Source organism: Streptomyces niveiscabiei, assembly GCF_001419795.1.
GTDB lineage: Bacteria > Actinomycetota > Actinomycetes > Streptomycetales > Streptomycetaceae > Streptomyces > Streptomyces niveiscabiei.
The window spans coordinates 1-6365 of record NZ_LIRL01000169.1 but is presented as its reverse complement, the minus strand read 5'-3'; the positions used below and the strand labels follow the sequence as shown (position 1 = coordinate 6365).

Genomic DNA, 6365 nt, shown 5'->3' with positions numbered 1-6365 from the left:
GGTCGCGTACGGGGTGGATGTGCGGCGGGGGCCGCGGGTCGGGCACGAGCGGGTGGTGGCCGGTCACATGCCGGAGCAGGTGGAAGCCGTACGGCACTGACTCAGCCGACGTACGCCGTCTCCTTCGCCTCCCGGGTGGGAGAGAACGCCAGCGCGGTCCCTTGTGCGACCGCCCCCGCGATCCCCACCCACAGCGCGAACCGGTAACTCACCCCGTCCGCCAGCAAGCCCCCGACCGGCGCTCCCACCGCCACCATCCCCCAGTTGAACGAGCGGATGGTGGCGTTCATCCTTCCCCTCAGCCGGTCCGGGGTCACCGACTGGCGGTAGGCCATCTCCACCGGGGACTCCACGGAGATCGCGAAGGAGACGGCGAAGAAGGCGAGGCAGACGGCCGGGAGGGCCCAACTCCCCTGTTGGGCGAGGGGGATGGGGAGCCAGCCGACGGCGGCCACGAGGCGGAAGGCGACCAGCGTCGGTCCTGTGTCGAGCCGTCGCGCGACCCTGCCGGACACCGCGCCGCCCAGCACCGACCCGACCGCAGCGCACGCGTAGGTCACCCCCAACCCGAAGCCTCCGACGCGGAGTTCACGCAGCGCGAAGACCACGAACACCGTCGACACCATGGAGTTGAAGAGCAGCATCGCGTGTGAGGTGAGCGCGATGGGCGCGAGGGTGCGGTGCCGGTAGACCCATCGGACGCCCTCCTTCAACTCCCCCACCAGACCGCGCCGTTCACTCTTCTCGGGAACGGGGTCGGTGGCTTTGAGCGTGGCGAGGAGGAGCCCGGACACGACGTAACTGGCCGCGTCCACCAGGACGGCGAGCGGCGCGCCCAGCCACCGCACCAGCACCCCGGCGATCAGCGGCCCGGCCGATCCGGCGACCGCGGACGCCTGCTCGGTGCGCGCGTACGCGGAGTTGAGCTGCGCCTCGGGGACGAGGCGGGGTACGAAGGACTGGCTCGCCGCGTCGAACAGCAGACTCAGGACGCCGGACGCGAAGACGATCACGCACAGGGTCGTGAGGGTGAGCAGGTCGAGGCCGTACAGCACGGGGATCAGCGCCAGGACGACGCCGCGCGCCAGGTCCGTACCCACCATGACGGGCTTGCGCCGCCATCGGTCCACCAGCACCCCGGCCACCAGCCCGAACAGCAGATACGGCAGCCACCGGACGGCGTTGACGATCCCCACCTCGGTGGCGCTGGCGCTCAGCGTGACGGCCACGAGGATCTGGAGGGCGAGCCCGGTGATCTGGGAGCCGAAGGCGGAGACGGCGAAGGCGGTCCAGAAGCGGGGGTATCCGGGGGTGTCGATCAGTCTCGGCATGATCAGGACGTACCCCGGTGCGGGGAGTCTCAAGAATCGGCGGCTCCCACGATCCGTTCGACCGCCGCCGTCACCAGCGCCTCCCGCTCCCGCTCGTCGAACACGTCCGGCAGGGTGAGCTGTTCGACGATCAGCCAATTCAGCGTGAGGATCAGGAGTTTGACGGCGGTCGCGTCGCCGGGGAGGCCGGATGCCTCGTGGTAGGCGATGTTCGCGTCGACGTCCGCGCGGACGCGGTCCGTGAGGAGGGCGCGCAGGGCCGGGCGGCGGGTGGCTTCGAGGCGGAGTTCGAGGAGGGCCAGGTAGCCGGTGCGGAAGGAGGAGACGCGGGCGACCAGTTCGCGCATCAGGGCGGCGTACGTCTCGCGGTCCCGGCCGGCCTCGCGCTGGCGCGTGATCGTCGCCTCGTCCGGCTGGAGGCGTTCGTAGACGCGGGCGCCGGACTGGATGAGGAGGTCGTCGCGGTTGAGGAAGTAGTTGGAGGTCGTGCCGGGGGGTACGGCGGCCTCCTTGTCGACCGCGCGGAAGGTGAGCCCGCGTGCGCCCTCCCTCGCGAGGACCTCCAGCGCGGCGTCCGTGAGGGCGACGCGCCGTTCGTCGTTCCGTCTCGCCATTGACACCACTCCATGTGTAGTACTAACTTCATCCAGCACCAGAAACCACTACACCCAGAGTACTACGACTGGAGTTGACCAGCTTGCGCAAGCTCTCGTACTACGTCGCCCTGACCCTCGACGGCCGGATCGCGGGCCCCGCCGGTGAGTACGACTTCTTCCCCTTCGGCGACGCCGAGCAGGCCGCCGCCTACACCTCAGGTACCAACTCCCTGTACCCCGACACGGTCCCGACGGCCATGCGCGAGGCCGTCGGCCTCAGCGGCGTACCCAACAAGCGCTACGACACGGTCCTGATGGGCCTCGGGACCTACCGCCCGGCCCTGGACGCCGGGATCAAGAGCCCGTACGCCCATCTGCGGCAGTACGTCGTCTCCAGCACCCTGGACCCGGCCGCGCACCCGGACGTCACCGTCGTACCGGGTGAACCCCTGGCTCTCGTAAGGGAGTTGAAGCAGGAGGAGAGCGGGCTCGACATCTGGCTGTGCGGGGGCGGGAAGCTCGCCGGGCAGCTGCTGCCGGAGATCGACGAGCTGGTGATCAAGAGCTATCCGGTGGTCGCGGGGGCCGGGATCCCGGCGTTCGAGGGGGCCTTCGACCCGACCGTGTTCGCGGCGGCCGAGCGGACGGCGTTCACGAACGGGGTAACTCTCACGAGGTACGTGCGCGGGTAGCACCCGGCGTCGGCGGGCTGTCGGTCGTCTGTCGGTGCTTTGTCGGTGCCCCCTGTCAGGGTGGAGGACATGAAGCGAACCGACATCAACCTCAACGGCGGGGGAAGCGCCGTCACCGTACGGGGGCTGGTCAAGCACTACGGCGAGACCAAGGCGCTGGACGGGGTCGATCTGGAGGTCAGGGAAGGAACCGTGCGAGGCGTCCTGGGGCCGAACGGCGCCGGAAAGACCACCCTCGTGCGGATCCTCTCCACGCTGCTGCGGCCCGACGCGGGGGACGCGACGGTCGCCGGGTACGACGTGCTGCGCCAGCCCCGGCAGCTGCGCCGGGTGATAGGTCTCACCGGGCAGTACGCGTCCGTGGACGAGAAGCTGCCGGGCTGGGAGAACCTGTACATGATCGGGCGCCTGCTCGACCTGTCCCGCAAGGACGCGCGGGCGCGGGCGGACGAGCTGCTGGAGCGTTTCTCGCTCACCGAGGCCGCCAGGCGCCCGGCGAAGACCTACTCCGGCGGGATGCGCCGCCGCCTCGACCTCGCCGCCTCGATGATCGGCTCCCCGGCGGTCCTGTTCCTCGACGAGCCGACGACGGGCCTCGACCCGCGCACCCGCAACGAGGTGTGGGACGAGGTGAAGCGGATGGTCGGCGACGGCGTCACCGTCCTGCTCACCACCCAGTACATGGAGGAGGCCGAGCAGTTGGCGTCCGAGCTGACCGTCGTCGACCGGGGCAAGGTCGTCGCGGAGGGCCGGGTGGACGAGCTGAAGGCGAAGGTCGGCGGCCGGACCCTGCGCGTGAAGCCCCTGGAAACCGCCGAGTTGGACCCGCTCGCGCGGATGCTCGACGACCTCGGCATCACCGGCCTCGCGCAGACGACGGTCGACGCGCAGAGCGGCACGCTGCTGGTGCCGATCCTCAGCGACGAGCAACTCACCGCCGTCGTCGGCGCGGTGACCGCGCGCGGCATCACCATCTCGTCCATCTCCACCGAACTCCCCAGCCTGGACGAGGTGTTCCTGTCGATCACCGGCCACCGCGCCAGTGCCGCCCAGGACAGCCTCCCCACCGAATCCCGCGAGGAGGTCGCCGTATGAGCGCCACCACCGTTCAACTCGCCGACGACCGCATCCCGTTGAGATCCCACCTGCGGCACACCGGCGCGCTGGTCCGCCGCAACCTGCTGTGGATCCGCCAGGACCCGGAGTCGATGGCCGACGCCCTGCTGATGCCGGTGATCTTCACCCTGCTGTTCGTGTACGTCTTCGGCGGCTCGATCGGCCAGGCGCTCGGCGGCGGCCAGGACCAGTACGTGCAGTACGTCATCCCCGGCATGATCGCGATGATGTCGATGACGCTCTCGCAGGGCGTCGGCACGGGCTTCAGCCAGGACTTCAACTCCGGTGTCATGGACCGCTTCCGGTCGCTGCCGATCGGCCGGGGCTCGGTGCTCTTCGCGAAGATCGCCGTCGAACTGGTCCGCATGCTGTTCGCGACGGCCGTCCTGATGATCGTCGCGGTGCTGGTCGGCTTCGACATCACCAACTGGGGCGGGCTGCTGGCCGCCGTGGGCCTGGCCACCGTGTTCGCCTCGTCGATCATGTGGGTGTTCCTCACCCTCGGCGTGATCATGAAGAACGCGCAGTCCGTGCAGGCGATGGGCTTCCTGGTGCTGTTCCCGCTCCAGTTCGGCTCGTCGATCTTCACCCCGACCGGCGACATGCCGGGCTGGCTCCAGAAGTTCACCGAGTACAACCCGCTGTCCACGCTCGCCGACGCGGCGCGCGGGCTGATGGTCGGCGGCCCGGTCGCGCACGACCTGTGGATCACGCTCGGCTGGTCGGCGGCGATCACCGCCGTCATGGCACCGGTCGCGATCCACAAGTTCCGCACGAAGACCTGAGGTTGACGGTATGTCAGACCAGGGCGGCGGCAGCCTCGTAACCGAGGTCGCCGCCCTCGGCGTACGCCGACTCGTAGGCCGCGTCCCCGAGTTGGCGCCGCGCCTGCGCCTCCGCCTCCGCGCGCTGCCTGCGCTCCTGGCGCAGCGCGATGTGGCCCGGCGGGAGCATCGCGTCACCGGCGCCCAGACAACGGGCCGCGTCCAACGCGCGGGCATGGTCGCCTTCGCAGGACATGATGTACGCGGCCGTACCGAGGTACAGGGCGCGCATGTGCGGCGCGATGACCATCGACAGCGGCGCGGCGGAGGCGGTCAGGGCCCGCCGTACGGTGATCAGGGCCTTGTCGACGTGGCCGTCCTGGGCGTCCAGCCAGGCCTCGACGCCGTCGATGAACGCCTCGAAGACCATGAACTGGGCCAGCGCGAAGTCCTGGCGCAGCTGCCGGAGTTGGTCGCGGGCCTCGTCCCGGCGGCCGGTCTCGCCGAGCCAGGAGGCGAGGAAGAGGCGGGCGGCCGGGCGGGCCTCGTTGACGTAGCCCTCGGCGTCGGTGATCGCCTCCCGGAGGATCGCCTCGCCCTGCGCGCTCTCGGCGGGGTCGCCGCCCTCCATGAGGACGTTCGCGAACCGCACCCGCAGGATCGTCAACTGGGCGCGGGCGCCCAGGTTCTCGGCGTGCACCATCGCCTCGCGGTAGTCGGCGGCGGCCTTCTCGTGCAGGCCGAGGCGCTCGTACGCCTCCGCGCGCGCCGACAGGGACTCGGCGGCGCCCCAGGAGTCGCCGTACCGGCGGAAGATGTCCAGCGCCTCGTCCGCGTCGCGGGCGCCGTCGCCGGCCCAGTCGCTGCGGTTGGCGAGGAAGTTGCCGCGCAGCTGGAGGCAGAACGCCAAGTCCCATTCCAGCGCCGGGTGTTCACGGCAGATCCGGATGTTGGCGTCCAGGATCTCGCGGACCATCGGCATGTCGCCGCTCAGCATCACGGCGTAGAACGCGTGCAGGCCCGGGATCCAGCAGAGCTGGGGCAGGCCGGGGCGGTAGCTGTCCTTGATGAGGGCCAGCTTGCGTTCCGCCTCCGGGGTCTGCCAGAGCTCCAGCTCCGTGTCCATGTAGGCGAGGTGGGTGAGGTGCGTGCCGCGTCTCGCCTCGGCGAGGAACTCGCCGGTGAACGGCGGGGGCAGGGCCGAGACCCGCTGCCACACCGGCTCGGCGGGCCGCGGTTCGGGGCCCGCGAAGGGGTCCGGGGCCAGCTCCATCACCTCCTTGAACCAGTTCCTGGCCTCGATGCGCATATCGCGCATCTGCCAGTACCAGAGCAGGCAGTGGGCGAGGCTCAGCGCCTCCTGTTCGTCGGAGGTGTCGACGGCTCTGCGCAGCGCCGTGCGCAGGTTCTCGTACTCCGCCTGGAACCGCTGGATCGCCGTGACCTGCTGCGCGCCGCGCAGCAACGGCTCGGTGGTGCGGGCGAGTTCGCGGTAGTACGTCAGGTGCGCGCGCTCCGCCTCGGGGCGGCGGCCCGACTCCGTGAGGCGTTCGCCCGCGTACTCCGCGACCGTCTCCAGGAGGCGGTAGCGCATCGCGCCGTCCGGTGAAGGGGCCGCCACGACGAGGGACTTGTCCACGAGGGAGGCCAGCGCGTCCAGGGCCGCCGGGCCGCAGACCGACTCCGCGGCGGGGAGGTCGCAGCCGCCCGCGAAGACCGACAGGCGGCCCAGGACGTCCCGTTCGTCCTCGTCCAGCAGGTCCCACGACCAGTCGACGACCGCCCTCAGCGTCTGCTGGCGGGGCAGGACCGTGCGGCTTCCCGAGGTGAGGAGTCGGAAGCGGTCGTCGAGGCGGTCGGCTATCT

The 6365-nt window shown here is 70.6% G+C and carries 6 protein-coding genes; 3 read left to right on the top strand and 3 right to left on the bottom strand.

The window, feature by feature from the left end; all coding sequences use genetic code 11:
- Positions 1–101: 101 nt before the first annotated feature.
- Both AOK24_RS09295 and AOK24_RS09290 read right to left on the bottom strand, forming a co-directional pair.
- On the bottom strand, positions 102–1331 hold the full coding sequence (locus AOK24_RS09295; RefSeq protein WP_055719578.1) for an MFS transporter: 1230 nt from the start codon (positions 1329–1331) through the stop codon (positions 102–104).
- A 29-nt stretch (positions 1332–1360) separates the two neighbouring features.
- Positions 1361–1945: a TetR/AcrR family transcriptional regulator gene (locus AOK24_RS09290; RefSeq protein WP_055719577.1), complete on the bottom strand. Its 585-nt coding sequence runs from the start codon at positions 1943–1945 to the stop codon at positions 1361–1363.
- Between the two features lie 83 nt (positions 1946–2028).
- On the opposite strand from AOK24_RS09290, the gene AOK24_RS09285 reads away from it, so the two are divergent.
- From AOK24_RS09285 to AOK24_RS09275, 3 genes are all read left to right on the top strand, one after another.
- On the top strand, positions 2029–2619 hold the full coding sequence (locus AOK24_RS09285) for a dihydrofolate reductase family protein (RefSeq protein ID WP_055719576.1): 591 nt from the start codon (positions 2029–2031) through the stop codon (positions 2617–2619).
- A gap of 69 nt (positions 2620–2688) precedes the next feature.
- A complete protein-coding gene (locus tag AOK24_RS09280; protein WP_055719575.1) occupies positions 2689–3714 on the top strand; it encodes an ATP-binding cassette domain-containing protein in 1026 nt (341 codons plus the stop codon).
- Positions 3711–4520, top strand: coding sequence for an ABC transporter permease (locus AOK24_RS09275; RefSeq protein ID WP_055719574.1), 810 nt, complete (start codon positions 3711–3713; stop codon positions 4518–4520). The genes AOK24_RS09280 and AOK24_RS09275 overlap by 4 nt, the downstream gene beginning before the upstream one ends.
- A 13-nt stretch (positions 4521–4533) precedes the next feature.
- On the opposite strand, the gene AOK24_RS09270 is transcribed toward AOK24_RS09275, so the two are convergent.
- The coding region (locus tag AOK24_RS09270) for an ATP-binding protein (RefSeq protein WP_055719573.1) at positions 4534–6365 on the bottom strand (1832 nt) is incomplete at its 5' end.

Excerpts from the sequence above, each read along its gene's own strand:
- AOK24_RS09295 (WP_055719578.1), bottom strand. The coding sequence starts at position 1,331 with ATGCCGAGACTGATCGACACCCCCGGATACCCCCGCTTCTGGACCGCC.
- AOK24_RS09290 (WP_055719577.1), bottom strand. The coding sequence starts at position 1,945 with ATGGCGAGACGGAACGACGAACGGCGCGTCGCCCTCACGGACGCCGCG.
- AOK24_RS09280 (WP_055719575.1), top strand. The coding sequence starts at position 2,689 with ATGAAGCGAACCGACATCAACCTCAACGGCGGGGGAAGCGCCGTCACC.
- AOK24_RS09275 (WP_055719574.1), top strand. The coding sequence starts at position 3,711 with ATGAGCGCCACCACCGTTCAACTCGCCGACGACCGCATCCCGTTGAGA.